This is a genomic window from Anoxybacillus sp. LAT27 (genome assembly GCF_022030075.1).
In the GTDB taxonomy this organism is placed as follows: Bacteria; Bacillota; Bacilli; order Bacillales; family Anoxybacillaceae; genus Anoxybacillus; species Anoxybacillus kestanbolensis.
Window position 1 is genome coordinate 1 of the sequence record NZ_JAIWYK010000144.1, and the last position, 280, is coordinate 280.

Here is a 280-nt window from a genome sequence, read left to right on the forward strand (position 1 = left end):
GGGGTGCCGGTGGGCGGGGCGATGGATAGGTGGGCGTATCGCCTGGCTAATGCGCTCGTCGGCAACAATGGGGATGAGGCGGTGCTTGAGGCGACGATGGCCGGGCCGACGCTTCGGTTTCACGTTGAGGCCGTCGTTGCGGTATGTGGCGGCGATTTCCCGTGTACGCTCAATGGGCGGCCGTTTGCACTTTGGAAGCCGATGGCTGTCGAGCCGGGCGATGTGCTCGAAGTTGGGGTGTGTCGGACGGGGTTTCGGGCGTATATCGCCGTATCAGGAG

At 64.3% G+C, this 280-nt stretch carries 1 pseudogene; it reads left to right on the plus strand.

What is annotated here, in order from left to right:
* Nucleotides 1–280: pseudogene (locus tag LD028_RS08880) on the plus strand (KipI antagonist); the annotation flags it as partial.